Consider the following 25,870-nt stretch of genomic DNA (forward strand, 5'->3'; position numbering starts at 1 on the left):
ACCATCCAGTGCTGCCGAGGGCATCGCAAAAGCGATCAAAAAAAAACGGAGCCCGAAGGCTCCGTTTTCTCTGACTCCAAGGAGTCAACACACTAAGCGTAATCCTTACGGACGAACGCGCAGGGTGCTAGCTTTGTGATCCCAAGCAGCGGAGTAGTTCGACAGAACCGACTTACCGTCAACTTGCAGCTCACCGTTGCTCACTTTGATCATCGAGAAGCCGATAGCCGGCAGACCGAAGACGTTAACGTTACCAGCGGTCGGTGCGAACACGCCGTTGGTTACGGTACCGTTTACGCCAGTCAGCACGTTAGCAGCGTCGGTGAAAGTGATTTGAGCCCAACCAGCATCACGCTCAACCGGGAACTTGAAGTGAACGTAGTCACCAGTACCGGCCAGGACGTTGCTGTCGTCAAAGGAGATGACGTTGGTTTCGAAGCACAGAGCGATACCGCCGGCAACCGGAGTTGGCGAGAAGTCGATGTCGCCAGCTGCTTGGCTTTGCTCTTCACGATCCCAGTACTGCAGACCGATCGGCTGGCAAGAGGAACCGGCTACGGTACCAACTACCGCTGCGCTCCACTTGTTGACGAACGGCTGGTCAGCAACCAGGTTCGCTGCCGGGACGTTGACGTATTCGTATTTGGTTGGGAAGGTAACAACCCAATCACTTTTCGCGTCAACACCGGATTCGGTAGCGAATTCGTTGTACAGAGCGGTTTTAGCCAGGACAGCACTCACAGCGTCAACGCTGTCAGGGAAGTCAGCAGCAGTGCCGTCGGAGAAGGTAGCGTAGGAAACGCCGTTGTTCAGCGAAGGCAGCAGCGAACCCGGCAGCTGGTGCAGGGAAGGAGCAACGGAGAAGTCAGCCAGAGCGGTAGCATCGTAACCGATCTGAGCGCCTTCGTTCACGTCAGTCACAGTACCAACGCCGTACAGGCCGCCAACTGGAGTGCTGATACCAGCGTCAACGTTTTGAGCCCAGATGCCGCCAACCTTGAAAGCGTTGGAAACGGCAGCACAGTTGCCCGGAACGCCAGCAGCGGTGTGGACGATGGCGCTAGCAGCATTGACGCCAGGAGCCAGCAGGAACTGAGGATCAACCACGCCCATTTCGATCAGCTCAACGTGGCCGATACGGGTACGGTCGGTGCCTTGCGGGCCGCCTTTACCAGCAGCGTAATCGGTGCCAGCGTATTGCAGGTTACGGAACTCAACGCCGCCAGCCGGGATAGCCGGTGCGGTGCAGGACTTGTCCTGAGTAACCAGCTTGGCGCCGGCGTCAGTGCGAACAACCACACCGTTCCACACGTCGAACGGGGACAGGTACAGGTTGAAGTCGAGCACTTCCTGAGAGTTCATGCCTTCAAGGAAACGAACCTTGACAGCCTTGATCTGGTTAGTGGTGTTGGTCACGCTGATCGCGGTGTCGTTGCCTTCCTGAACGGTGTAGGCCGGGTACAGAAGCACCTCGCCCAGGCCGTCGGAATTGACGTTTGTCGCGTTAGCGGAAGCTGCAGCACCGAGGCTGACAGCGAGAGCGATTGCCTTAGGCAAAAACTTTTTCATTTGCAGAGATTCCTTTTCAGCTTGTATGTAACGTGTTGAACAGCTTTTTCGCAGGGTTGCTCACAAAGCGCGAGAGTGATGCTATCCAGCAAGCCTCGGCATTGCAAGACCAGACCGCGAACAATTTACGAAAAATTGAGCGGTTACGTCAATTTCCCAGAAGGTATGGGAACAGTAACCGGACTCTTGACAGCCTCATGTTATAGAGGAGCTCCGTCCACAGATGTTCATTTATTCGCTGTAATAAAATTGGGGGCTTAGGTCAGCCGAGCATTCGCCCGACCAACATAAGCCCCCAATCAACACGCGACATAGGAAGCTATCTGCTGCCATGGAGCTCCGCCAGTATAGGAGCACCATAAAAAAGCACAAGCCTCTTGTAGAAATTTGCACGCTTTTCCTGGCCACCGCGCAGGCGCCGCGATCGCAGGCGTTGCGGGGCCATAAAAGGCGCTGGTCGCCCGGGTGAAATCTACGGCTTGTCGGTTTTGCGACACAGTTCCGCATCAATACGACCACGACTCAAGCCTGCCGCGGATTGCCAGACGCCTGCCTTTATTAGGCATAACGCGCGGCGCGTCACAAAATACCGCGCAGCCTCAGTCCGAACCTGCATGCAGCCGGTCGCCTGGCCCGACTGGCGTGCGCCCGACCATCACTATCACCAACAAGAACCCCACCAGGGTCAGCAGGGAGATCAGGGCGAACTGCACATCGAACCAGCTCGACATGCCGGCCAACGGGGCCCAGGCGATAAACTGGCTTGCCGCTGACAGCCCCAGCAACGCGTAGCCCGCGCGTGGACTGACCACGCACAGCGGCGCCAACACCAGGATAAACGCATAGTAATAGCTGGTCAGGTCCACTGCGACCGGGATCAAGGTAGCGCCCAGCGCCAGTGCGACCCATTGCGGCTGTGACCGGAGCGCCCAGATCAACAGGGCCAACCAGCCCAACGCCAGCACCGCATACAGCGGCTTGAGCGTGCCAAATGCAGCCAGCCGCGCCTCTTGCCAAGCCCGCCAAGGCTCCTGCCGCGCTTCGTCGAACAAGACTTGGCCGGTCTCGTCTGACCGGTATGCCAGCACGGTGCGCAGGCCCATGTTATTGGTCAGGGGGGTGCCAGCATGTTTAAGTGTATTGCCGATAAACGCCAGATGCGTTCCAGGCCGCTGCGCCGCCAGTTCGCTGGCTGGCACCAGCAACGCGCCGACGATCAGCATCCCGGCAAAAAAGCGCAGACTTGGCAGGTCCCAGCGGCGGTGCTTCCAGCGACGATAGAGCAACACCAACAACAGGCCAACGGCCATAACTCCGGGAAACACGCGTAACAAGGCGGCATAGCCAAGGCTCAGCCCGCCCAGCAAGGGATAGCGCTTACGCAGCAGACAGACTGCCGCCACGCTCCAGAACAACCAGTCCCAGCGCAGAAACGAGCCACCGGTCCAATAGAAACGCGCCGGGAAATAGCAGGCAAATATCGCCATCCCCAGCGCCATCGTCCGCCAGCCAAAGGCCCAGCCAATCAGTCCGAACGCCGCCAGCAAGAACAGCGGATCCAGGGCGGTCAGCCATAACAGCCGCTGCTCAGTCAGCGGCGCCAGGCCGGCCAGCGCCGCGCCAAGCATGGTCCAAACCGGCGTGGCGTTGAACCCGTGGTCCGTCGTCATAATGTCCCAGCGCTGCGGCTCCGTTCGATCGCGAAATACCGCGACATCCGCCTTGAACGCCGACCAACGCTGGGCACTGAAACGCTGCAGGCAACGCTGGGGGTCGGCCAGGAGTGCGTCGGTCGCCTCCAGGCGATTGGTCTGCAGATTGGTCTGCTTGCGTGCGGCGACCCGATCACCGAGTCCCGCCTCGACATCGGCTATCGCCGAGCAATCGTAGAGCCCGTCATAACCCAACTCCGGGAAGTATTTACTCCCCATGTAATAGTGGTAACTGTCCCAGGTGTGGATGTAGTTGGGGAAATGAAACGCCCCAAAATTGAAATAGGTCAGACCCGACACCAGCGCCAATACCGCCAAGCCCCCATCAGTGCATCGACGCGACCACTTGCCGGCACGCGTACGCCGATGCACGCCGTACAGGATCAACGCCAACAACGCCAACACCAGCTGCCAGCGCGAGGCACTGGCATCATCCCAGCGCCAGTCGGCGGCTTGCTCCTGGACAACGCCTTGCGCCTGCGCCTGTACCACCTTAAGGCGTGCCAAAAACGGCTGCTCGCAGCTGACCTGCAGCTCGGTGAAGGCATACGAGCCATCACCACTGACGGGCTCCAACTTGAGGAAGCGCGCCGAGACTCCGGCCAAGTTACCGACCATCCGCACCCGCTGGCCATGCCCGACACCCTGCGGCACGCTCCACAGGGCACTGAAGGTCTGGTTGTCCAACGAGCCTGATACTCGGTAGAAGTCGTTGGAATCAGCCTGCAACAACATCGATTGCAGGGGATACGCGGCACCCAGGTCGTAAACCAGGAAAGCCCCGACATCGGCGAAGACCAGCGCTTGCGCGGCGTTCCACAGCCCGCCCTCGGTGATGATTTCGCTATCCGTGGCCAAGCCCAGCTGCACGCCCCCCCCGACATCGCTGATCGGCAGCTTGCCGGCCAGCAAATTACCCTCGGGGCATTGCTCGGCGCGTACCGGCAGGGTGAAGAGCATCAAAATGGCCAGACAGGACAACCAGAACGAACGCGTCATAACGATCTACTCAAATATCCGACTGGACCAGGCTGCCGCTTGAGAGCGGCGCGAGCCTGAAAAGAATGCCACGCAGCACCAGGCCGGCTCGCACCCTGGCCGTTCGCGCCCGGCCATGGATCCCATCAATGCAGGGGCCGCCGCGAAAGGAAGCGCTTGATCCGCCGCTGGTGATTGTACGGAACCATGGCCAGCACTGCCCCGAGCAGCGGCCACTCCCGGACGCGCAACGCCAACGACAACACGATACCGCGCCCGCCTTTGGGAATCGCCACCTTGAACAGTGACTGGCAGCGAGAGGCCCATTGCCCTGCGTCCGGCAGCATCCCCGCTGCTTCTCGTGCTGGCGGGACCACCAGATAGGACCGGGTATAGAAAGGCTCGACCGCCGGTTGCAACCAAGGCTGATCCCCGGGCGTGTGCTCGGCGGCGCGCAACACTTGGCAAATGTCCTTGAGTTGCTTGACCCAGTCGCCCGTCGAGCTGCGGTGCGTCAGCAGCCAACTCCAGGGGCGCGCCAGCAAGCGCTCGGGGAAAGCGCCAATGTCGGCGGCCAATATCGGCAATCCGGCCTCCAATGCCGCACTCAGCGTATAGCTCCAGGTTTCCGGCCAGAGCACCGGAAACCAGACCAAGTCCGCAGACTGCCCAGCCAGCAGCCGCTGCAAGTCCGCCTCGTCATACGACCCGCTGGTGGTGACATTCCGGCCCAGCGGAATATGCGACGAGCCAATCAGGACAAACTCCATGTTCAGCCGCTGGTTCGCGGCCAGGTTGGCCACCGCCCTCAGGACCTCGACGCCTTTTTCCCGGCCCAACGCGCCAATGCAAACCACGCGGAATGGGCGGAGAGGGTCGCCCCGGGAGGGCCGAGGCGATGGATAGGCCCCCCGCAGTTCCCGATCCGGATGCGCATGGACCTGTACGACGAGCTCTGGCAGCCATTGGCGCACATGCCGGCCGGCCTGCTCGGTCGGCACCAGACAACGAGCCGCCCGGCGCGCCAGATCCTGCAGTCGCTGCGCATCGGCTCGCCCCTGTCTGGGCACCAGCGCAGCGGGCAGCACCGCCGACTGATAAAGCCCTTGTTCGTTGGTCAAGGTCGGGTTGCCATTGACGATGCAGTAGTCGTGCAGCGTCAGATCCATCGGCACCTCCAGCCGGTCGAGCAGGGCCCAGGCATCCTGCGGAACCTGCACCACGTGGTGCACGTGCAACCGCGCCACGCCCAGGGCGCGCAGCAGCTGCAAAAGCAGCTCGCCATCCTGTTGCAGGTCGAAACGCAATGACTCACTGCGCTTGTCCACCCCCAGCGACAGGGTCATGCAGTGACGGTTGGCCGTTGGCCGCAGCACCAATGGCCAGGCCCGCCCCTGCACTACAGCGCCCAACTCCTGGATATGACGTTCGACCCCGCCACCGATGCGGTGGGTCACCATCAATACCGAGGGTGCTTCCGATGAGCGGATGAGGTCGAACAGCAACGCTATCCGCTGCACGCTCGCGGGATCGCGCCGCAACCAACGCAGCAAGTCGGCCGGGTAACTGGGGTGCAACCGGTGGATCAGGCTTTCGGCAGCGAGCCGTCGTGCATCGCCTTCATCGCTGCCAAAGCTGGCCTGGCCATGGTGATAAACGTAGGTGTCGCACGCTAGTAAATGAACAAAGCCCTTGCGCAGCGCCTTGCAGCAAAAATCCGTTTCCTCCCCATAGCCGCGGCCGAAAATGGCCGCATCCAAGCCACCGATCGCCGCCAGGCAGTCCCGGGTGACATACAGGCAGAAGCCGACCCCGGTGGGCAGCTCGACATAGCATTGCGGGTTGATCCGTTCGGCCGCCTGGTCCAGGTACTCGGTGCCAAGCGAAACCTGCAAACCGGCCTGATCGACAAACGGCAAGCTGCAAATGCTCGCGTTGTTGGAAAAGGGCGTGACGGTGCCCACATGGGCTCGGGAGTAGGCCGCCCGGGAAAGCTTGTCCAGCCAACGCGGCGCCACCTCGGTATCGGCGTTCAACAACACCACATCGCCCTCAGGCGTTTGCGCCAGGGCGCTGTTGACTGCCGCGGGGAAACCCAGATTAAGCGCATGCTCGATCAACTTGAATTCGCCGGTCTCGGCCCGGCGGCGCAAGACGTCCACCAACGCCTGGTCCGGGCTGGCGTCATTGACCACCAAAATCTGCCGCCGCCGGTCGTCGTACGTATCGGCTAGCACGCTGTCCAGGCAGCCCAGGGTCAGTTCCAACCCCTTGAAGACCGGAATGATGACCGTGACCAGAGGCAAGCCCGATGGGTTCTTCAAAGCTGACTGGCCCACTGGTGGTTCGATCCCGTGAAAGTAAGAGAAAGGTTCATGAGCTCATCGCATCTTGTAGAGACAAGCGGGATTTTGACCCACCAGGAACATCGCGCTCTCACTCATGCCTTGCGTGGACCGGTAACCCAAGAAGCCGCCAAGACCCGCCTGCGGCGAGACCAATGACTGCACGTCGGCACGTGCCCGTCCTGTCAACGCATACCCCTGGATCACGCCCTGCGGACCCACCAGCAGTACCGACTGGGGCACGCGTTCGGTTTCCGGCTCATACAACCACCCCTCGATGCGCTCGAAACCAGGCTCGCCCACCAGGGGCGCCGTCCGGTCCAGGCTACCTCTGCAGGGACGGGTCGGCAGGGTCGCCAAGGTTTCGCCCAACCGCGACTGCGCGCCAGCGATGCCGGCGTAGCCGAAAACCGATAACCGCAGCGGTCGAGCCCGCTGGGCAATGGACAGGGCTCGCGGTGCATCGAAGTAGACCTTGCCGATAATTTCCGTGTCCAGCGCACCCAGCTCGAGCGCCAGGCCCGCCACACGGCGCTCGAACAGCACCGGCGGCGACTTCAGGGTCCTCGCCTGCACGGGCAGCATCAGCAGGGGCACCAGGGCGAACAGCATCAGGTTACGGGTAGACGCGAACAGCCGCTCGCCAAAATGGTTGAAATACAGCACCACCAGCACGCACCAGGCCATCAGCACCGGCGTCATATAGCGACTGACCAGGGCCTGATCCAGCCCAAGCGTCACGCGTCCACTGGCCGTCCCCACCGCCGTACCCCCGACGAACAGCAGAAACCCCAATAGCGCCCACTGCTGAGGTCGCACCTGATCGGCCGACAAAAACCTCAGGGTAAAAAACAGCGAACTGCCGATCAGAAAGCAGCCACCCAGCTCGGCCAGCCATTGACTGGCGTTGAGCGCCATGAAGTACAAGGGACCGCCCAGGTACAGCAGCACGTACTCGAGCAGCTCGAGGGGGTGCTCGACCATCCCCTCGACCATGGACCGATGTCCATCCGGGGTGTGGTAGTCGTGGAAATACCCCAGGATGACCAGCACGGCCAGCGCGCCAATCAGCAGCACACGCGGCCAGCCAAGGCCCAGTACAAGCGCCAGGAGTGCCAGGACCGGTAGCGCCAGCACGCCATTGGCCATGGTCCCGGCACTGAGCACACCGAGCACCAGTGCCAGTACGAAGAGCCTGTTCGAGTCCTGGCTTCGGGCCTCGGCCAGCACGCAAAACGCAAGCAGCGGCAGCAAATACGCCAGAAAGAACTGGCTTTGAAACGCCCACGTAAAATTGTCCGCCTGAATCCAGGAAAAACTCAGGATGCCGAGCAACCCCGCGGCTACCCAGAACCCACGACTGCTGCGCCAGGCGGGAGTCAGACGACTGAGCACAAACGCGAAAACCAGGAACACGGACAACGCGAGCAACCAGTTCAGTACAAAAAGCCCGACCAGCGACCCGTTCAGGAAACGCAGCTCCAGCCAGAACAATGCCTTGGGCAGTACCAGGCGGTGTTCATTGTGCAACTCCCACCAGGGCGCCCAACCTTGCGCAGAGCGCAGGTAGAACTCCAGGTAGCCGTTCCACATATCCCAAAACGGCACCGGCGAGAAATTGTTCCATGTACCCACCATGGCCATTCCCGCAAAGAGCAGCGCAGCGAGGACAAACAATATCCATAACTGCGGCGCGACACGCCTACGCATAAAATCCATCATTGGGGCCAATCAATCCTTTTACACACTCGCTCAGTCTCCTTCGGACAGGTTGGACAAGCGCCAACCCAAGGCCATGGGCATCGTTTAAGTCGCCAGCCAGAACACCAGTGCGATCAGACCGCAGGTCACCAGGCTGACGCGGTCCTTGATGGCAAAGACGATGGGGTCGTCATGCATGGCGCCACGGTGGGTCAACATCCACATCCGGCTGATCCAGAACAACAGCAGCGGACACGCCGACCAGATGATCTCCGGGTGGCGGTACATGGCCGCCGTGGCACCGTCCTGGATATACAGGGCCAGCACCATCACCGACAGATAGCCCGATGCCGCACCCATGGATGCGATCATTTCCAGATCGTCCGGGTAATAGCCGCGCCCCCTGGCCTTGTCGGTGTGCCCCTTGCTGCGGGCCACCCGTAGCTCCGCATAGCGCTTGACCAATGCCAGGCTGAGGAAGACGAACATGGAGAAGGCCAGCAGCCAGAACGTCGGAACCAGCGCCACGGCCATGGCCCCGGCGATGATGCGCATGGTGTATAGCGCCGCCAGGGTGATCACATCGACGACCATCAGGCGCTTGAGCCAGATCGAATACGCCAGCGTGATCACATAATAAAGTCCCAAAGCCGCCATAAACGGCCATGGCAACCAACATGCCGCACCGGCAAAGGCCAGCACCAGCAACAGCGGGCATAGCAGGACCCCGGCTTTGAGCGCCAGCACACCGGCGGCGAAGGGACGCTTGCGCTTGGTCGGGTGATGTCGATCGTCTTCCAGGTCGAGCAGATCATTGAGCAGGTAAACGCTCGAGGCGCAAAGCCCGAACAGCACAAAGGCGATCACCGCCTTGAGCAACAACGCCGGATTGTTCAACTGATGACCGGCCAGCAGCGGCACGAAAATCAATAGGTTTTTCATCCACTGGTGCACACGCAGCGCCTTGAGCCAGTCCTTGAGCCCCGCGCGGTGCTGATCCAGCACCTGCTCAACATTGCCCTGCACCTGCGCACGCCCCAGGACGCCGCGCTCCGGATTGGCGACATAGGCGTGCCGGGCGGCCGACCAGACTGACAGGTCGTCCATGGAATTACCGACGTAATCGAACCCACGCTCGCCAAAGGCCGCGACCAGACAATCGCGCTTGGCCTTATCGGTCAGGTTGGTCTGCCCATCGCTGGCCAGCACCTGGTCGAAGAGCTGCAGATGCTCGGCGATCTGCTCGGCGTAACGCCGGTGACTGGCCGTGGCCAGCACCACCTTGCGGCCTTTGCCGCGCTCAGTCTCGATCAGTGCAATGACTGCAGGGTCATAGGGCAGGCTGGCGACGTTCAGGTCGACGCTGTGGGCCAAGCGCTCCTTGAGGTGGGCCTTGCCCTTCGCCAGCCAGGCCAAAGGCGCCAGCAGTCGTAACGGCTGGGCCTTGACGAACACCAAGGCGGACTCCAACAGAATGTCAGAACGCAGCAGCGTGCCGTCCAGGTCGACAACCAATGGCAGAAGTCTGAGGCTTGCGTCTGCAGCGCATGACGGAGTGAGGGTCATCGGAATCCCTTGAAGCGCGCCCGCGGCAGGCGCCCCATTGAGCTAAAAACCGCCGATTCTAAGCGGTCCCAGCCCTGTAGGTCATCAGCGAGTTGATGGCGGCCCGACATAGAGCCCGGCGCGGCGGTGAAATCGAGCAGAACCCCCACCCCCCGACCTGGGTTTCGCGGAGCGCTCGACACCGCCGCGGCGGCGCTCTCGATTGAGCGCCGCCGTCCCCGGGGGGTGAAAAATCCCGGCGCCTCAGGCCTTGAAACGCCCCACCTGCTGCTGCAAGCCGGTGGCCAGAAGCGCCAGGTCGCGACTGGCGATCGAGCTCTGCTCGGCGCCATTGACCACTTCGCGAATGCTGTCGTTGAGGCTGTTGATATTCTGGCTGATCTCGTGGGAAACCGCGGTCTGCTCCTCGGTGGCCGAGGAGATCTGGGCATTACCATCGGCAATGCCTTCGATGGCATGGGTGATATGCGCCAAGACTTCACCGGCCTCGCGGGCATGGCTGACGCTGCCTTCGGCCTGCTGCCGGGATTGCTGCATGGCGGCCACGGCCTGTTGCGCGCCGTCCTGCAAGGCACCGATCATGCGCCGAATCGACTCGGTGGCTTTTTGCGTATTGCTCGCCAGGCTGCGCACCTCATCGGCAACCACCGCGAAACCGCGACCGGCCTCGCCGGCCCGGGCCGCCTCGATGGCGGCGTTCAGGGCCAGCAGATTGGTCTGTTCGGCAATGCTCTGGATGACCCCTAACACGGTGCCAATCTCATCGCTTTGCGTGTGCAGACGATTGATTACCTGCGCACCCTCCTGGATGGAACGCGACAATTGCTCAATGGACTGCAGGTTGGCCTGGACCAGCGTACTGCCTTGACGGGTTTCCTGGTTGGCCGCGGTCGCCGTATGGGCCGTATTGAGCGCAGTACGGGCCACCTCCTGCACCGCCACGCTCATTTGATGCACTGCGGTCGCGACCATGTCCGTCTGCTGGCCCTGGGAGGCCGCCGCATGGCTGACTTGGCTACTGATGGCGCTCATTTCCTCGGAGGACGCGGCCAACTGGATCGCGGCGTCTCCCAGGTGCCGAATCAGCCCCTGCAGGTGTTCAAGCATGGTGTTAAAGGCCTCGGCGGTGCTGGCCAATTCATCGCTGCCATTGACCGGCGCCCGCAGGGTCAGGTCGGAGGAGCGCTGCACCTGCCCGATCACCGCGCTCAGGCTGCGCAGCGGCCGGATGATCGACAAGCTGATCATCAACGCCGCGGTCAGCACCAGGACCAGCGCCAAGGTGCCGATCAGCAGGAAACTCTGCTTGATGCTGGCGTACTGACTCTGGGTCAACTCGTTCAACTTGACCCCTTCATCGAGCTGCAGCTTGATCAGGCCTTCCAGCTCGCCACTGAGCGGATCGATGCTGCCGTACAGGCGCTCGTTGAACAATTTGGCCTCTTGGGCGCGCAACTGACCGCCCTGCACCTCGCCGAGAAACTGGTCGATCAGCTGGTTGGCGGTGGTGAACATGGGCTCGATGCGCCGGACCCGGGAGAGCTCCTCGGCCGTCAGTTTGGTGGAGCTGTACGCACGCCATGCCAGGTCGATGCGCTGACGAGCCTCGCCCACCCCGCTGCGAAAGGTCGACTCGTCGAAAACGCCTGCACGGTACTTGTGCGACGCATCGACGACACTGACCGCATAGGCGTCGGAAATGATCTTGAGTTGGCTGATCGGTTGCATCCGATCCATAAACAACTCACGAAAGTGATCATTCAGGCGGCTGGCATTCGACAGGGCCAGGCTGATCACCACCAACAGCATGACCAGCGGCACCAGGGCCAAGACTAAAAGGCGCATACGCACCGAGATTGACGACAACATCTTGCAACCCTCCACCACTGGATACGCATGCGCCCATCCATGCTTCGCGTAGAAAGGCCGGATGACGAGGTGCGACCACGACAGCTAACCTCAGTGCAGTATTGACCACTTTCACCGGGGACGCCCCACCACGTTGGCCCGCGGAAAACTTCGCCCCTGGACCGCCCACTGCTGGCAATATAGGGACCCCAGGCTGTCGAGCGTCCAGCCGCCCCTCGCCGAGCGCTACCGGATGCACGAGTTTGCACCCTCCCACCACCGCCCACGCTGGCGCAGCCTGGCGCTGTTGGCCTTGCTGCTGGCGCCACTGCTCTGGCCGCTACAGCAACTGGCCGAACGCTATTACAGCAACCAGTTGATCGAGCAGAACCGCCAGACCCTGGACCTGTACGTGGCCAGCTTGCTCGGCACCCTGGGTCGCTACGAGGCGCTACCGCCGATACTCGGCGACTTGCCGGCCTTGCGCAGCGTCCTGGCCCAGCCCGGGGAGCCTGCCGCTCAGCACAGCGCCAATCAGCTGCTGACCCGCGTGCGCGAGCAAACGGGCGCCGATGTGATGTACCTGATGGATGCCGCGGGCAACACCCTGGCCGCCTCCAACTGGGACCAGGCGGACTCGTTCGTCGGGCGCAACTTCGCCTTCCGCCCGTATTTTCGCGAGGCCATGGCGGCACGCCCGGGGCGTTTTTTTGGCCTGGGCACCACCTCGGGCAAGCGCGGCTACTATTTCGCCGCCGCCGTGCAGGACGGCGAACAGGTACGCGGGGTTCTGGTGATCAAGGTCGACCTGGACCATACCGAAGTGCTCTGGGGAACCACGCCGGAACAGTTGTTGGTGACCGACGCCAACGGCGTGGTGATTCTCACCTCCAACCCCCGTTGGCGCTTTCGCGCCAGCCGGGCACTGAGCCCGCAGGAACGCCGCGAGATAGCCGCCAACCAACCTTATCCGACATTGACCCCGGCGCCCCTCGAACTCGACCCGAATGCCTGGCTGACCCAAAGCCGCGCGCTCGCCGAAACCGGCTGGACCGTGAACATCCTGGCCCCGGCCGTGCAGATCGAGCGCCCCGTACGCACCGCCGTGGTGATCGGCGGTGGCGCGCTGCTGATGCTGATGCTGTTGCTCGGCCTGCTGATGCAGCGACGCCGACATTACCTCGAGCGCATCGCCCTGGATGCCCGTGCGCGGCGCGAGCTGGAAATACGCGTGCTGGAGCGCACCCGGGATCTGGAGGAGCTGAACAGTCGCCTCAAACAGGAAGTGCTTGAGCGCGAACAGGCTCAGCAGGATCTGCTGCAGGCTCAAGACGAGCTGGTGCAGGCCGGCAAACTCTCGGCGCTGGGCACCATGTCGGCGAGCATCAGTCACGAGCTCAACCAGCCGCTGGCGGCGATTCGCAGCTACGCCGAAAACGCCGGGGTGCTGCTCGACCACGGGCGCACCGATGAGGCCCGTGGCAACCTGGGCCTGATCAGCGAACTGACCGGGCGCATGGCCTCGATCATCGCCCATTTGCGTGCTTTCGCCCGCCGCGACCGCCACGCCCCGGTCAGCGTGGCGCTGCAGCCGGCGCTGGACGACGCCCTGGCCCTGCTGGCCAAACGCCGCCGCGCCATGCAGGTGGAGCTGATCCGCGACCTGCCGGATGCGACCCTGTGGGTCCAGGCCGGTGAAACACGGCTGCGCCAGGTGCTCGGCAACGTACTGGCCAACGCCCTCGACGCCCTGATCGAAAAAGCCCCGCCGCGACGAATCCGCCTCAGCGCCGAGCAGACCGACACTGGCATCCGGCTGACGGTGCGCGACAACGGCCCGGGCTTCTCGGCCGAAGCCCTGCAGCGCGCCCGAGAACCCTTTTTCACCACCAAGACCAGCGCCCAGGGCCTGGGGCTGGGGCTGGCGATTTGCGATACGCTGATGCGCGCCCTGGGCGGCGAGTTACTGATCGGCAACCACGCCGAGGGGGGTGCCGAGTTGATCCTGCAATTGCGCGCGGCACCGCCCGGCGCCAACCTGCAGGCACCGGAAGACCTTTCCAGCTGAGTGGCACAGACGCTGCAAGAATGTCCTCCTCCTGCTGCCTATCCACCGTTCGAGGACCTTTCTCCATGACCGACAGCCCCATCGACAGCCGTGTCCAGGTCCTGCTGATCGACGATGATCCGCACCTGCGCCAGGCCCTGAGCCAGACCCTCGACCTGGCCGGCCTGAGCGTCCTGACCCTGGGCGATGCCCAGCAGCTGGCCGGGCGTATCGGCCGTGACTGGCCCGGGGTGGTGGTTAGCGATATCCGCATGCCCGGCCTCGACGGCCTGCAACTGCTGGCCCAGCTCCGTGAGCAGGACAGCGAGCTGCCGGTGTTGTTGATAACCGGTCACGGCGATGTCCCCCTGGCGGTTCAGGCCATGCGTTCCGGCGCCTACGACTTCCTGGAAAAACCCTTCGCCAGCGACGCCCTGCTCGACAGCGTGCGGCGGGCCCTGGCCCTGCGCCGCCTGGTGCTGGATAACCGCAGCCTGCGCCTGGCGTTGTCCGATCGCCAGGAGCTGTCGGCACGCCTGGTCGGTCAGTCACCGGCCATGGCCCGCCTGCGCGAGCAGATCGGCGCCCTGGCGGGCATCCACACTGACGTGCTGATTCTCGGCGAGACCGGTGCCGGCAAGGAGGTGGTGGCGCGCGCCCTGCACGACCTGTCGAGCCGCCGCAACGGGCCCTTTGTCGCCATCAATGCCGGGGCGCTTGCCGAATCGGTGGTGGAAAGCGAACTGTTCGGCCATGAACCGGGGGCCTTTACCGGCGCGCAGAAACGCCGCATCGGCAAGTTCGAATTCGCCAACGGCGGCACCTTGTTTCTCGACGAAATCGAGAGCATGAGCCTGGATGTTCAGGTCAAGCTGCTGCGCCTGCTGCAGGAGCGCGTGGTCGAACGCCTGGGGGGCAATCAACTGGTGCCGCTGGATATCCGGGTGATCGCCGCGACCAAGCAGGACCTGCGTCAAGCCGCCGATCAGGGGCGCTTCCGCGCCGACCTCTATTATCGCTTGAACGTCGCGCCACTGCGTATCCCGGCGCTGCGTGAACGGGGCGAGGATGCCCTGCTGCTGTTCCAGCATTTCGCCGACGGCGCCAGCGCCCGCCACGGCCTGCCCGCGCGCGAGCTGCAACCGCTGCAGCGGGCGCTGCTGCTGCGCCATCCCTGGCCCGGCAACGTACGCGAGCTGCAGAACGCCGCTGAACGTTTTGCCCTGGGCCTGGAGCTGGCCCTGGACAACCTGACGGCGAGTTTGCCCGAGGTCAGCGGCGGTCTCAGCGAACAGGTCGAGGCCTTCGAGCGCGCCTTGATCGCCGCCGAGCTGGCACGCCCCCACAACTCCCTGCGCAGCCTGGCGCAAGCCCTGGGCATCCCGCGCAAGACCCTGCACGACAAGCTGCGCAAGCATGGACTGAGCACCAGCGAGACAGGCGGAATTCCGCCGGATGAAAGTGACTGAGCGGCGATAATCCGCCACTTCTCCACCCCTGCCCTTTTCACCCGGCGCCTGCGGCGCTCCCCCGGTGGGTTAACGCGGCGGCGTGGAGGCGGCCGCGCGTCCGGCGGGCAAGGGCCGTCCGGAGTGGCGACGACTGGGCATGCTGGTCCGTCGGCAGGCTGGCATGCCGGTTGCTCCAGGGCTCTTGAGGCAAACCGCCGAAAACAGCTCCAGGCCCTCTGCGCAGCGCATTCAGTGTTGCGACTGACGGCCCAGGCTGGCTCGTTCGTCTCTCAACCCGGCCTTCGCGGCTTGCGACACCCCCTCACACAAGGAAGTCCCGTATGTTCAAGTTGACCGCCAAGGCCGTCGCCTGCGCCCTGTCTTTCGCCATTGCCGGCCTGGCCCAGGCCGCCGATCCCATCGTGATCAAATTCTCCCACGTGGTCGCCGAACATACGCCCAAGGGTCAGGGTGCCCTGTTGTTCAAGAAACTGGCCGAGGAGCGTTTGGCCGGCAAGGTCAAGGTCGAGGTCTATCCGAACTCCTCGCTGTTCGGTGACGGCAAGGAAATGGAAGCGCTGCTGCTGGGCGACGTTCAACTGATCGCGCCGTCCCTGGCCAAGTTCGAGCAGTACACCAAACAGGTCCAGCTGTTCGACCTGCCGTTCCTGTTCACCGACATCCAGGCGGTCGATCGCTTCCAGCGAAGCGCGCAAGGCCAGGGTCTGCTCAAGGCCATGGAAAGCAAGAACATCACCGGCCTGGGCTATTGGCACAACGGCATGAAGCAGCTGTCGGCCAACAAGGCGCTGCACGAACCCAAGGATGCCCGCGGCCTGAAGTTCCGCGTGCAGGCGTCGGCGGTGCTCGAGGAGCAGTTCAAGGCGATACGCGCCAACCCGCGCAAAATGAGCTTCGCCGAGGTCTACCAGGGCCTGCAGACCGGTGTGGTCAATGGCGCGGAAAACCCCTGGTCAAACATCTATTCGCAAAAGATGCACGAGGTGCAACCCTTTATCACCGAGTCCAATCACGGGGTGCTGGACTATATGCTGATCACCAACACCAGCTTCTGGAGCGGCCTGCCCGCCGACGTGCGCGGTGAACTGGACAAGATCGTCGTCGAAGTCACCGCCGAAGTGAATAAACAGGCGGATGCCCTTAACCAGGCTGACAAACAACGCATCATCGACGCCAAGACCAGTGAAATCATCAGCCTGACCCCCGAGCAACGCACCCTCTGGCGCGACGCCATGAAGCCGGTGTGGACGAAGTTCGAAGGTGATATCGGCGCCGACCTGATCAAGGCCGCCGAAGCCGCCAACGCGCAGTAAACCCCGGCTCCTCCAGGTGTCGACCGTCGCCGCGGCGGGTCGAGACCTGGCTCTTGTTCACCCGCACCGGGAGATACCCACCATGAACGCCTTCTGGCGCGTCTGGAACCATTTCGAGGAAGGTTTCATCGCCTTCCTGCTGGCGGCCATGACGCTCGTCACCTTCGTCTACGTGATCCTCAACAACCTCTACACGCTGTTCTACAACCTGGCCGATCGCCTGGATGGCAACGAGACGCTGCTGGCCATCGGTGACGTCATTCTCGGCCTGGCCCAGGCCATGACCTGGAGCAACGCGCTGACCAAGGCGCTGTTCGCCTGGCTGATCTTCTTCGGCCTGGCCTATGGCGTGCGCACCGCCGGCCATATCGGCGTCGATGCACTGGTCAAGCTGGCCAGCAAACCGCTGCAACGGATCATTGGCCTGATCGCCGTACTGGCCTGCCTGGGCTATTCCGGGCTGATCGCGGTGGCCAGCTTCGACTGGGTCAAGACCCTGTTCACCGCTGGCATCGGGGCCGAGGACCTCGGCCACTTCGGCGTGCAGCAATGGATGATCGGCATGATAGTGCCCTTGGGCTACGCCATGGTGTTTGTCCGCTTCTTCGAGATCTTCGTGCGCATCCTGCGCAATCAGCAAACCGGACTGGGCCTGGCCGACGAGGCCGCCGAAGCCGTCAAGCTGACCGAGCACGAGGCGCCCAAGCCATGACCATCCTGTTCCTGTTTCTGCTGCTGTTTCTGCTGATGTTTATCGGCGTGCCGATCGCCGCATCCCTCGGCCTGGCAGGGTCGCTGACCATCATGCTGTTCAGCCCCGACTCGGTACGCTCGCTGGCGATCAAGTTGTTCGAGACCTCCGAACACTACACCTTGCTGGCGATTCCCTTTTTCCTGCTGGCCGGCGCCTTTATGACCACCGGCGGCGTGGCCAAGCGCCTGATCGATTTCGCCAATGCCTGTGTCGGCCATATTCGCGGCGGCCTGGCGATTGCCGCGGTCCTGGCCTGCATGCTGTTCGCCGCGCTGTCGGGTTCCTCGCCAGCTACCGTGGCGGCCGTGGGCTCGATCGCCATCGCCGGCATGGTCCGCTCGGGTTATCCCCAGGCGTTCGGCGCCGGCATCGTCTGCAACGCCGGCACCCTGGGCATCCTGATCCCGCCGTCGATCGTCATGGTGGTCTACGCCGCGGCCACCGAGACCTCGGTCGGCAAGCTGTTTATGGCCGGCGTGATCCCGGGCATCCTGCTCGGCGTGGTGCTGATGATCGCGATCTACATAATCGCGGTGAAGAAGAACCTGCCGGCCATGCCGCGGGCGTCGCTGCGCGAGTGGCTGAGCGCGGCGCGCAAGGCCAGCTGGGGCCTGTTGTTGATGGTGATCATCCTTGGCGGCATCTACTCGGGCATGTTCACGCCGACCGAAGCGGCAGCCGTCGCGGCGGTTTACTCGGCCTTTATCGCGCTGTTCGTCTACAAGGACATGCGCGTGCGTGACTGTCCCAAGGTGCTGCTGGAGTCCGGCAAGCTGAGCATCATGCTGATGTTTATCATCGCCAACGCCATGCTGTTCGCCCACGTGCTGACCACCGAGCAGATTCCCCAAGCGATCACCGCCTGGGTGATCGACGCGGGCCTGACGCCCATGATGTTCCTGCTGGTGGTCAATATCGTGTTGCTGGTGGCCGGCGCCTTTATGGAGCCTTCGGCGATCATCCTGATCCTGGCGCCCATCCTGTTCCCCATCGCCATGCAGCTGGGCATCGACCCGATCCACCTGGGCATCATCATGGTGGTCAATATGGAAATCGGCCTGATCACGCCGCCGGTGGGACTGAACCTGTTCGTCACCGCGGCGGTGACCGGCATGCCGCTGACCGCCACCATCCGCGCCGCCATGCCCTGGCTGATGCTGCTGCTCGCCTTCCTGATCCTGATCACCTACGTACCCTGGCTTTCCCTGGCCCTGCCCAACTGGCTGGGCATGCGCTGACCCCGCCAGCGATACCCGAGCCCGGCCACATGCCGGGCTTTTTTATACCGCACCCCCTACAGCGTCCGGGGTTCGAAGTCCGCGGCCCCCTACCCATGGCCACATGCAGATCAGCAATGGCATGCCACACTGGGAGGACCAATGGCGTCCCCCGGCCTGGAGCCCTCATGTCCGAGTCCACTCACACACTTCGGCTAGGCGCGCTGGTCGCCCTGGTGGTCGGTTCGATGATTGGCGGCGGGATTTTTTCCTTGCCACAGAATATGGCGGCCAGTGCCGACGTCGGCGCCGTGCTGATCGGCTGGGCCATTACCGCGGTGGGCATGTTGACCCTGGCCTTTGTCTTCCAGACCCTGGCCAACCGCAAACCCAGGCTCAACGCCGGTGTGTACGCCTATGCCAAGGCGGGCTTCGGCGACTACCTGGGCTTTTCCTCGGCCTGGGGCTACTGGATCAGCGCCTGGCTGGGCTGCGTCGGCTATTTCGTCCTGCTGTTCAGCACCCTCGGTTATTACTTCCCGTTGTTTGGCGAAGGCAATACCCCGGCCGCCATCATCGGCGCCTCGCTACTGCTCTGGGCCGTGCATTTCCTGGTGCTGCGCGGGATCAAACAGGCCGCCCTGATCAACCTGGTCACCACGGTCGCGAAAATCGTACCGCTGCTGCTGTTTATCCTTATCGGTTTTTTCGCCTTTCGCCTGGAGATCTTCAGCGCCGATCTCTGGGGCCTGAACACCCCGGATCTGGGCAGCGTGATGGACCAGGTGCGCAACATGATGCTGGTCACCGTCTGGGTGTTCGTCGGCATCGAAGGGGCCAGCGTCTTTTCCGCCCGCGCGGAAAAACGCACGGACGTCGGCACGGCGACCCTGATCGGCTTTATCACCGTGCTGTTGCTGCTGGTGCTGGTCAATGTCCTGTCGCTGGGCATCATGACCCGGCCGGAACTGGCCAGGCTGCAGAACCCCTCCATGGTCGCGGTGCTGGAACATGTGGTGGGGCAGTGGGGCGCGCTGCTGATCAGCCTGGGCCTGGTCGTGTCCCTACTGGGCGCCCTGCTGTCCTGGATGCTGCTGTGCGGGGAAATCCTCTTCGCCGCCGCCAGCGACCACAGCATGCCGGCCTTCCTGCGCCAGGAAAACGCCAATGGAGTGCCGGCCAATGCCATCTGGCTGACCAATGGCATGGTACAGCTGTTTCTGCTGCTGACCCTGGTCTCGACCGGCACCTACCTGTCGCTGATTTACCTGGCCAGTTCGATGATCCTGGTGCCCTATTTCTGGTCGGCGGCCTATGCCCTGCTGCTGGCCGTGCGCGGCGAGACCTACGAACAGGCGGCGGGCGAGCGGCGCAAGGACCTGGCGATCGCCGCCGTCGCCCTGGCCTATGCCACCTGGCTGCTCTACGCCGGCGGGGTGAAATACCTGCTGCTGTCGGCGCTGCTTTATGCGCCCGGGGTGATCCTGTTCGCCAAGGCCAAACATGAGCTTGGCCAACCGATCTTCACGCCCCTCGAGAAGCTGATTTTCGCTGGGGTGGCCATCGCCGCCCTGATCGCGGCGTATGGCCGTTACCAGGGTGTACTGACGCTCTGACGCTTAGGCTTGTGCCGGCTCAAGGACCTGTGACTGCGGCAAACCGTTGCCCTCGCTGCACCGAGCCGCCCGCTGCGACCACGCGTCAGCGGCAGGGCAACTGGCCTGTCACTCGGTTTTCTAGGCCTGCGATTTACAAGCCCGGGTGGGCAGGCTCGGTCCTCAGGCCCACGGCGGCGAACAGCTGTTTGTCGCCTGCGGCCAGGCCCTCGCCCTGCAGAAAGCGCTGCAGGTCCACTGGCTCGCCAGCGTGGGCGTGCAGCTGCGCCCGCAGGTCGGCGAAGACCCGGTCGTAGTCGCCATGAAACAGGAACAGCGGTGCCAGGCGAGGGATCAGGCCGTACTTGCGCAGGCAACGACCCACGTTCTGCAGAAAGTTGTAGGCGAAGTCGCGGTGCAAGCTGAAGCCCTCGCGCACCCTTTGCGCGCCGATCTCGCCACCCAGTACGAAATCCACCCAGACGCCGCTGTCATCCTGTCGTACCGCGTAATCCAGGCTCAGTTGATACCCGGGGTTGCCGCACAGGGGCCCTCGTTCGATTTGCACATGTCCGGGACTGAAAATGCCGTTCTCCTCGTACGCCCGCACCAGGGGTCCGGCGCGTTGCGCCCCATATTAACCAGCGGTCATTGACCAGCCCTTGACCCAGGTCAGTACTGGCGTAGCGGATGGGGGCGCCTAATGGCCTCCAACCCCCCGCCTGGAGCCAGTGCATGTCCGAGTCCCCCCACACACTTCGGCTAGGCGCGCTGGTCGCCCTGGTGGTCGGTTCGATGATTGGCGGCGGGATCTTTTCCTTGCCGCAGAATATGGCGGCCAGCGCCGATGTCGGCGCCGTGCTGATCGGCTGGGCCATTACCGCGGTGGGCATGCTCACCCTGGCCTTTGTCTTCCAGACCCTGGCCAACCGCAAACCCAAACTCGACGCCGGCGTGTATGCCTACGCCAAGGCCGGCTTCGGCGACTACATGGGCTTTTCCTCGGCCTGGGGCTACTGGATCAGCGCCTGGCTGGGCAACGTCGGCTATTTCGTCCTGCTGTTCAGCACCCTTGGTTATTTCTTCCCGCTGTTTGGCGAAGGCAATACCCCCGCCGCCATCATCGGCGCCTCGCTGCTGCTCTGGGCCGTGCATTTCCTGGTGCTGCGCGGGATCAAACAGGCCGCCCTGATCAACCTGGTCACCACGGTCGCCAAGATCGTGCCGCTGCTGCTGTTTGTGCTGATCGGCTTTTTCGCCTTCCGCCTGGAGATCTTCAGCGCCGATATCTGGGGCCTGAAAAACCCCGACCTGGGCAGCGTGATGGACCAGGTGCGCAATATGATGCTGGTCACCGTCTGGGTGTTTATCGGCATCGAAGGGGCGAGCGTGTTCTCGGCCCGCGCGGAAAAACGCACGGACGTCGGCAAGGCGACCATCATCGGTTTTGTCACCGTGCTGTTGCTGCTGGTGCTGATCAATGTCCTGTCGCTGGGCATCATGACCCAACCCGAACTGGCCAAGCTGCAGAACCCCTCCATGGCCGCGGTGCTGGAGCATGTGGTGGGGCATTGGGGCGCGGTGCTGATCAGCGTCGGCCTGGTCGTGTCGCTGCTGGGCGCCTTGCTGTCCTGGGTGCTGCTGTGCGGGGAAATCCTCTTCGCCGCGGCCAGCGACCACAGCATGCCGGCCTTCCTGCGCCAGGAAAACGCCAATGGGGTACCGGCCAATGCCCTCTGGCTGACCAACGCCATGGTGCAAGTGTTTCTGCTGATCACCCTGTTCTCGGCCAGCACCTACCTGTCGCTGATCTACCTGGCCACCTCGATGATCCTGGTGCCCTACCTCTGGTCGGCGGCCTACGCCCTGCTGCTGGCGGCACGCGGCGAAACCTACGAACAGGCGGCGGGCGAGCGGCGCAAGGACCTGGCGATCGCCGCCGTCGCGCTGGTGTATGCCGCGTGGCTGCTCTATGCCGGCGGCGTGAAATACCTGCTGCTGTCGGCGTTGCTTTATGCCCCCGGGGTGATCCTGTACGCCAAGGCCAAACATGAACTCGGCCAACCCATCTTCACACCCCTCGAGAAATTGATTTTCGCCGCGGTGGCCATCGGTGCACTGGTCGCGGCCTACGGCCTCTACGACGGCTTCCTGACGCTCTAACAAGGATGAATGACATGACGCACGTCCCGCCCAAGCTCGGTGTCCACTCCGAAGCCGGCAAGCTGCACAAGGTCCTGGTCTGCGCCCCCGGACTGGCCCATCAACGCCTGACCCCGAGCAATTGCGACGAGCTGCTGTTCGACGACGTGCTCTGGGTCAGCCAGGCCAAACGCGACCACTTCGATTTTGTCAGCAAGATGCGTGAGCACGGCGTCGAGGTGCTGGAGATGCATAATCTGCTGGCCGAGACCGTGCAGAACCCGGTGGCGCTGAAATGGATCCTGGACCGCAAGGTCACCGCCAACCAGGTTGGCGTGGGCTTGCAGAACGAGGTGCGCAGCTGGCTGGAAAGCCTCGAGCCGCGCGCCCAGGCCGAGTTCCTGATCGGCGGCGTGGCCGGCAGCGACCTGCCGGACAGTTTCGGCGGCAGCAGCATCGCCCTTTTCCGCGACTACCTGGGCCGCTCCAGTTTTATCCTGCCGCCGCTGCCGAACACCCAGTTCACCCGCGACAACAGCTGCTGGATTTACGGCGGGGTAACCCTCAACCCCATGTACTGGCCCGCCCGACGCCAGGAGACCTTGCTGGTCAGCGCCCTGTACAAGTTCCACCCGCAGTTCGCCGAGGCCGACTTCAAGGTCTGGTACGGCGACCCGGACCAGGACCACGGCGCCGCCTCGCTGGAAGGCGGCGACGTGATGCCCATCGGCAACGGCGTGGTGCTGATCGGCATGGGCGAGCGCACCTCGCACCAGGCGATCGGCCAGCTGGCCCAGTCGCTGTTCGCCCAGCAGGCGGTGGAGCGGGTGATAGTCGCCGGCCTGCCGAAATCCCGCGCGGCCATGCACCTGGACACCGTGTTCAGCTTCTGCGACCGCGACCTGGTCACGGTGTTTGCCGAGGCGATCGAGGGCATCACGCCTTACAGCATCAGACCCGACCCCAGCCGCCCTGGCGGCCTGGACATCCGCCGCGAGGAGAAACCTTTCCTGGCGGTGGTCGCCGAGGCCCTGGGCCTGAAAAAACTGCGGGTGGTGCCCACCGGCGGCGACAGCTACGAAGCCGAGCGCGAGCAATGGGACGACGGCAACAACGTGGTGGCCCTGGAGCCCGGCGTGGTGATCGGCTACGACCGCAACACCCACACCAATACCCAGCTGCGCAAGGCCGGGGTCGAAGTCATCACCATCAGCGCCAGCGAATTGGGCCGCGGCCGCGGCGGCGGCCATTGCATGACCTGCCCGATCATCCGCGACCCGCTGGACTACTGAGTCCGGCGCCACGCCCCCCTACTGACTTAGCCTCCAGCCCGGCCTAGGAATAGGCCGGGCTTGCCCACTGAAGGAACAGCAACCATGGCGTTTAACCTGCACAACCGCAGCCTGCTCAGCCTGATGCACCACAGCGAGCGCGAACTGCGCTACCTGTTGGACCTCTCCCGCGACCTCAAGCGCGCCAAATACACCGGCACCGAGCAGCAGCACCTCAAGGGCAAGAACATCGCGCTGATCTTCGAAAAGACCTCGACCCGCACCCGCTGCGCCTTTGAGGTCGCCGCCCACGACCAGGGCGCCCATGTCACCTATATCGACCCGGACTCCTCGCAGATCGGCCATAAGGAAAGTATGAAGGACACCGCCCGGGTGCTGGGGCGCATGTTCGACGCCATCGAGTACCGCGGCTTCGGCCAGGCCATCGTCGAAGAGCTGGCGCACTTTGCCGGGGTTCCGGTGTTCAATGGCCTGACCGCCGAATTCCACCCCACGCAGATGATCGCCGACGTGCTGACCATGCGCGAACACTGCGACAAGCCGTTGCATGACATCAGCTATGCCTACCTGGGCGATGCCCGTTACAACATGGGCAACTCCTTGTTGATGATCGGCGCCAAACTCGGCATGGATGTGCGTATCGCAGCGCCGCGCGCGCTCTGGCCGTCCGAAGAGTTCGTCGCCCAGTGCCGCACCTTCGCCGAGGCCAGCGGCGCGCGCATCAGCCTCACCGAGAGCGCCGAGGAGGCGGTCCGCGGCGTCGACTTTATCCACACCGACGTCTGGGTCTCCATGGGCGAGCCACCCGAGGCCTGGGACGAGCGCATCGCCCTGTTGCTGCCTTACCGGGTCGACGCGGCGATGATGAAAGCCGCCGGCAATCCGCGGGTCAAATTCATGCACTGCCTGCCCGCCTTTCACAACTGCGACACCAAGGTCGGCAAGCAGATCGCCAGCCGCTATCCCCACCTGGCCAATGGCGTGGAAGTCACCGAAGACGTCTTCGAGTCGCCGGCCAATATCGCCTTCGAGCAGGCGGAAAACCGCATGCACACCATCAAGGCCATCCTGGTCTCGGCCCTGGCCGATATTTGACCCGCGCATTGCCGGGCGCCCCGGGGTGCCCGGCAGCCATTACCCCGCCTGGCGGGGATAGTCTAACTGGCAAGAGGAGCAACCCATGCGAATGGTCATAGCCCTGGGGGGCAATGCCCTGCTGCGTCGCGGCGAAAGCCTGAGCGCGGACAACCAGCGGCACAACGTGCGCATCGCCGCCGAACAGATCGCCCTGATCGCCACCGGCATCGAACTGGTGGTCGCCCATGGCAATGGTCCCCAGGTCGGCCTGCTGGCGCTGCAGGCGGCGGCCTACGATGCGGCCAGCGTGTTTCCGCTGGACGTGCTGGGCGCCCAGACCGAAGGCATGATTGGCTACCTGATCGAACAGGAGCTGGGCAACCTGTTGCCGCCCGACCTGCCCTTCGCCACCCTGCTGACCCAGGTCGAAGTGGACCCCGACGACCCGGCCTTCGAACACCCGAGTAAGCCCATTGGGCCGCTGTACAGCCAGGCCGACGCGCAGCGCCTGGCGGCGGAAAAAGGCTGGAGCATCGCCGCCGATGGCGAACGTTTTCGCCGGGTGGTAGCCAGCCCGCGCCCCAAGCGAATCTTCGAGATCCGTCCGATCAAGTGGCTGCTCGAGCACGGCACCCTGGTGATCTGCGCCGGTGGCGGCGGCATCCCGACCCTCTACCGCGACGGCAAACTCACCGGCGTCGAGGCGGTGATCGACAAGGACCTCTGTTCGGCGCTGCTGGCCGAGCAGCTGGAAGCCGACCTGCTGGTGATCGCCACCGATGTCGACGGGGTTTACCTGGACTGGGGCACCGCGACCGCACGGAGCATTGCCGAGGCCCATCCGGACGACCTGGAACGCCTCGACTTCGCCGCCGGCTCCATGGGCCCCAAGGTCCAGGCCGCCTGCGAGTTCGCTCGCCACACCGGCCGACCCGCGGTGATCGGCGCCTTGGCGGATATCCAGGCGATCGTCCAGGGCACGGCCGGCACCCGCGTCAGCAGCGCCGCGACCGGTATCCGTTACCGCGGTTAAGCGGCCACCCGCCCCCTTTTGTGGGGAGCGTCTGTGGGAGGCGCGCCCTCGCGCCGATAGCCGTCTTTGCTACACCACAGCGCCAGCAGACTGGCCGCTGTGGGGGGCAAGGCCTGGGCTAGCCCCTCTCTCCTCCTTCCCCGGCCCGAGCGCGATGTCACGACAGCCCGCCGTGACTAATCAGTCACTGCTTTCGTCAGCATAACCAT

17 protein-coding genes and 1 pseudogene are annotated in these 25,870 nt (G+C 63.5%); 10 read left to right on the forward strand and 8 right to left on the reverse strand.

The features are described from left to right. Positions 1–105: 105 nt before the first annotated feature. From ABWY06_RS17100 to ABWY06_RS25955, 7 genes and pseudogenes are all read right to left on the reverse strand, one after another. Entirely contained in the window at positions 106–1,569 is a 1,464-nt protein-coding gene (locus ABWY06_RS17100) for a hypothetical protein (protein ID WP_353926773.1), read from the reverse strand. A 599-nt stretch (positions 1,570–2,168) separates the two neighbouring features. After that, positions 2,169–4,280, reverse strand: a complete 2,112-nt coding sequence (locus ABWY06_RS17105; protein ID WP_353926774.1) for a hypothetical protein — start codon at positions 4,278–4,280, stop codon at positions 2,169–2,171. Between the two features lie 125 nt (positions 4,281–4,405). After that, positions 4,406–6,565, reverse strand: a complete 2,160-nt coding sequence (locus ABWY06_RS17110; RefSeq protein WP_353926775.1) for a glycosyltransferase — start codon at positions 6,563–6,565, stop codon at positions 4,406–4,408. A 75-nt stretch (positions 6,566–6,640) separates the two neighbouring features. After that, positions 6,641–8,242: a hypothetical protein gene (locus tag ABWY06_RS17115; RefSeq protein ID WP_353926776.1), complete on the reverse strand. Its 1,602-nt coding sequence runs from the start codon at positions 8,240–8,242 to the stop codon at positions 6,641–6,643. Between the two features lie 168 nt (positions 8,243–8,410). Beyond that, positions 8,411–9,871: a UbiA family prenyltransferase gene (locus tag ABWY06_RS17120; RefSeq protein ID WP_353926777.1), complete on the reverse strand. Its 1,461-nt coding sequence runs from the start codon at positions 9,869–9,871 to the stop codon at positions 8,411–8,413. Between the two features lie 243 nt (positions 9,872–10,114). Then, entirely contained in the window at positions 10,115–10,978 is an 864-nt protein-coding gene (locus ABWY06_RS25950) for a methyl-accepting chemotaxis protein (RefSeq protein ID WP_502948220.1), read from the reverse strand. Beyond that, positions 10,973–11,740 (reverse strand): annotated as a pseudogene (locus ABWY06_RS25955) (MCP four helix bundle domain-containing protein); the annotation flags it as partial. The gene ABWY06_RS25950 and the pseudogene ABWY06_RS25955, both read right to left, overlap by 6 nt. 232 nt (positions 11,741–11,972) lie before the next feature. On the opposite strand from ABWY06_RS25955, the gene ABWY06_RS17130 reads away from it, so the two are divergent. The 6 genes from ABWY06_RS17130 to arcD (ABWY06_RS17155) all read left to right on the forward strand — a co-directional run bounded on the left by ABWY06_RS17130 (position 11,973) and on the right by arcD (ABWY06_RS17155) (position 20,138). Next, positions 11,973–13,787, forward strand: a complete 1,815-nt coding sequence (locus tag ABWY06_RS17130; RefSeq protein ID WP_353926779.1) for a sensor histidine kinase — start codon at positions 11,973–11,975, stop codon at positions 13,785–13,787. Between the two features lie 65 nt (positions 13,788–13,852). Beyond that, positions 13,853–15,235 carry a sigma-54-dependent transcriptional regulator gene (locus ABWY06_RS17135; protein ID WP_353926780.1) on the forward strand — a complete coding sequence of 461 codons (1,383 nt, stop codon included), beginning with the start codon at positions 13,853–13,855 and terminating at the stop codon, positions 15,233–15,235. 323 nt (positions 15,236–15,558) lie between these two features. Continuing rightward, complete coding sequence (gene dctP, locus ABWY06_RS17140; RefSeq protein ID WP_353926781.1) at positions 15,559–16,551, forward strand: C4-dicarboxylate TRAP substrate-binding protein DctP; 993 nt, start codon at positions 15,559–15,561, stop codon at positions 16,549–16,551. A gap of 82 nt (positions 16,552–16,633) precedes the next feature. Next, entirely contained in the window at positions 16,634–17,263 is a 630-nt protein-coding gene (locus ABWY06_RS17145) for a TRAP transporter small permease (RefSeq protein WP_353926782.1), read from the forward strand. Next, complete coding sequence (gene dctM, locus ABWY06_RS17150) at positions 17,260–18,543, forward strand: C4-dicarboxylate TRAP transporter large permease protein DctM (RefSeq protein ID WP_353926783.1); 1,284 nt, start codon at positions 17,260–17,262, stop codon at positions 18,541–18,543. The genes ABWY06_RS17145 and dctM overlap by 4 nt, the downstream gene beginning before the upstream one ends. A 167-nt stretch (positions 18,544–18,710) precedes the next feature. Beyond that, the gene (arcD, locus tag ABWY06_RS17155) at positions 18,711–20,138 is read left to right on the forward strand and encodes an arginine-ornithine antiporter (RefSeq protein ID WP_353926784.1); all 1,428 of its coding nucleotides are present in this window, start codon (positions 18,711–18,713) and stop codon (positions 20,136–20,138) included. A gap of 133 nt (positions 20,139–20,271) precedes the next feature. Here arcD (ABWY06_RS17155) and ABWY06_RS17160 read toward each other — a convergent pair whose 3' ends face one another. Next, positions 20,272–20,727: a DUF5064 family protein gene (locus ABWY06_RS17160; RefSeq protein ID WP_353926785.1), complete on the reverse strand. Its 456-nt coding sequence runs from the start codon at positions 20,725–20,727 to the stop codon at positions 20,272–20,274. 125 nt (positions 20,728–20,852) lie between these two features. Here ABWY06_RS17160 and arcD (ABWY06_RS17165) point away from each other — a divergent pair, with 125 nt between their 5' ends. From arcD (ABWY06_RS17165) to arcC, 4 genes are all read left to right on the forward strand, one after another. After that, positions 20,853–22,280 carry an arginine-ornithine antiporter gene (gene arcD / locus ABWY06_RS17165; protein ID WP_353926786.1) on the forward strand — a complete coding sequence of 476 codons (1,428 nt, stop codon included), beginning with the start codon at positions 20,853–20,855 and terminating at the stop codon, positions 22,278–22,280. Positions 22,281–22,294: 14 nt separating this feature from the next. After that, positions 22,295–23,551, forward strand: a complete 1,257-nt coding sequence (gene arcA / locus ABWY06_RS17170) for an arginine deiminase (protein WP_353926787.1) — start codon at positions 22,295–22,297, stop codon at positions 23,549–23,551. An 84-nt stretch (positions 23,552–23,635) separates the two neighbouring features. Further along, a complete protein-coding gene (locus ABWY06_RS17175) occupies positions 23,636–24,646 on the forward strand; it encodes an ornithine carbamoyltransferase (RefSeq protein WP_353926788.1) in 1,011 nt (336 codons plus the stop codon). An 85-nt stretch (positions 24,647–24,731) separates the two neighbouring features. Then, positions 24,732–25,661, forward strand: coding sequence for a carbamate kinase (arcC, locus tag ABWY06_RS17180; protein WP_353926789.1), 930 nt, complete (start codon positions 24,732–24,734; stop codon positions 25,659–25,661). Positions 25,662–25,870: the final 209 nt, after the last annotated feature.

Origin of the sequence: Pseudomonas sp., assembly GCF_040514055.1 — a bacterium.
Lineage (GTDB): Bacteria > Pseudomonadota > Gammaproteobacteria > Pseudomonadales > Pseudomonadaceae > Aquipseudomonas.

Excerpts from the sequence above, each read along its gene's own strand:
- ABWY06_RS17100 (WP_353926773.1), bottom strand. The coding sequence starts at position 1,569 with ATGAAAAAGTTTTTGCCTAAGGCAATCGCTCTCGCTGTCAGCCTCGGT.
- ABWY06_RS17105 (WP_353926774.1), bottom strand. The coding sequence starts at position 4,280 with ATGACGCGTTCGTTCTGGTTGTCCTGTCTGGCCATTTTGATGCTCTTC.
- ABWY06_RS17115 (WP_353926776.1), bottom strand. The coding sequence starts at position 8,242 with ATGGTGGGTACATGGAACAATTTCTCGCCGGTGCCGTTTTGGGATATG.
- ABWY06_RS17120 (WP_353926777.1), bottom strand. The coding sequence starts at position 9,871 with ATGACCCTCACTCCGTCATGCGCTGCAGACGCAAGCCTCAGACTTCTG.
- ABWY06_RS25950 (WP_502948220.1), bottom strand. The coding sequence starts at position 10,978 with ATGCTTGAACACCTGCAGGGGCTGATTCGGCACCTGGGAGACGCCGCG.
- ABWY06_RS17130 (WP_353926779.1), top strand. The coding sequence starts at position 11,973 with ATGCACGAGTTTGCACCCTCCCACCACCGCCCACGCTGGCGCAGCCTG.
- ABWY06_RS17135 (WP_353926780.1), top strand. The coding sequence starts at position 13,853 with ATGACCGACAGCCCCATCGACAGCCGTGTCCAGGTCCTGCTGATCGAC.
- dctP (WP_353926781.1), top strand. The coding sequence starts at position 15,559 with ATGTTCAAGTTGACCGCCAAGGCCGTCGCCTGCGCCCTGTCTTTCGCC.
- ABWY06_RS17145 (WP_353926782.1), top strand. The coding sequence starts at position 16,634 with ATGAACGCCTTCTGGCGCGTCTGGAACCATTTCGAGGAAGGTTTCATC.
- dctM (WP_353926783.1), top strand. The coding sequence starts at position 17,260 with ATGACCATCCTGTTCCTGTTTCTGCTGCTGTTTCTGCTGATGTTTATC.
- arcD (WP_353926784.1), top strand. The coding sequence starts at position 18,711 with ATGTCCGAGTCCACTCACACACTTCGGCTAGGCGCGCTGGTCGCCCTG.
- arcD (WP_353926786.1), top strand. The coding sequence starts at position 20,853 with ATGTCCGAGTCCCCCCACACACTTCGGCTAGGCGCGCTGGTCGCCCTG.
- arcA (WP_353926787.1), top strand. The coding sequence starts at position 22,295 with ATGACGCACGTCCCGCCCAAGCTCGGTGTCCACTCCGAAGCCGGCAAG.
- ABWY06_RS17175 (WP_353926788.1), top strand. The coding sequence starts at position 23,636 with ATGGCGTTTAACCTGCACAACCGCAGCCTGCTCAGCCTGATGCACCAC.
- arcC (WP_353926789.1), top strand. The coding sequence starts at position 24,732 with ATGCGAATGGTCATAGCCCTGGGGGGCAATGCCCTGCTGCGTCGCGGC.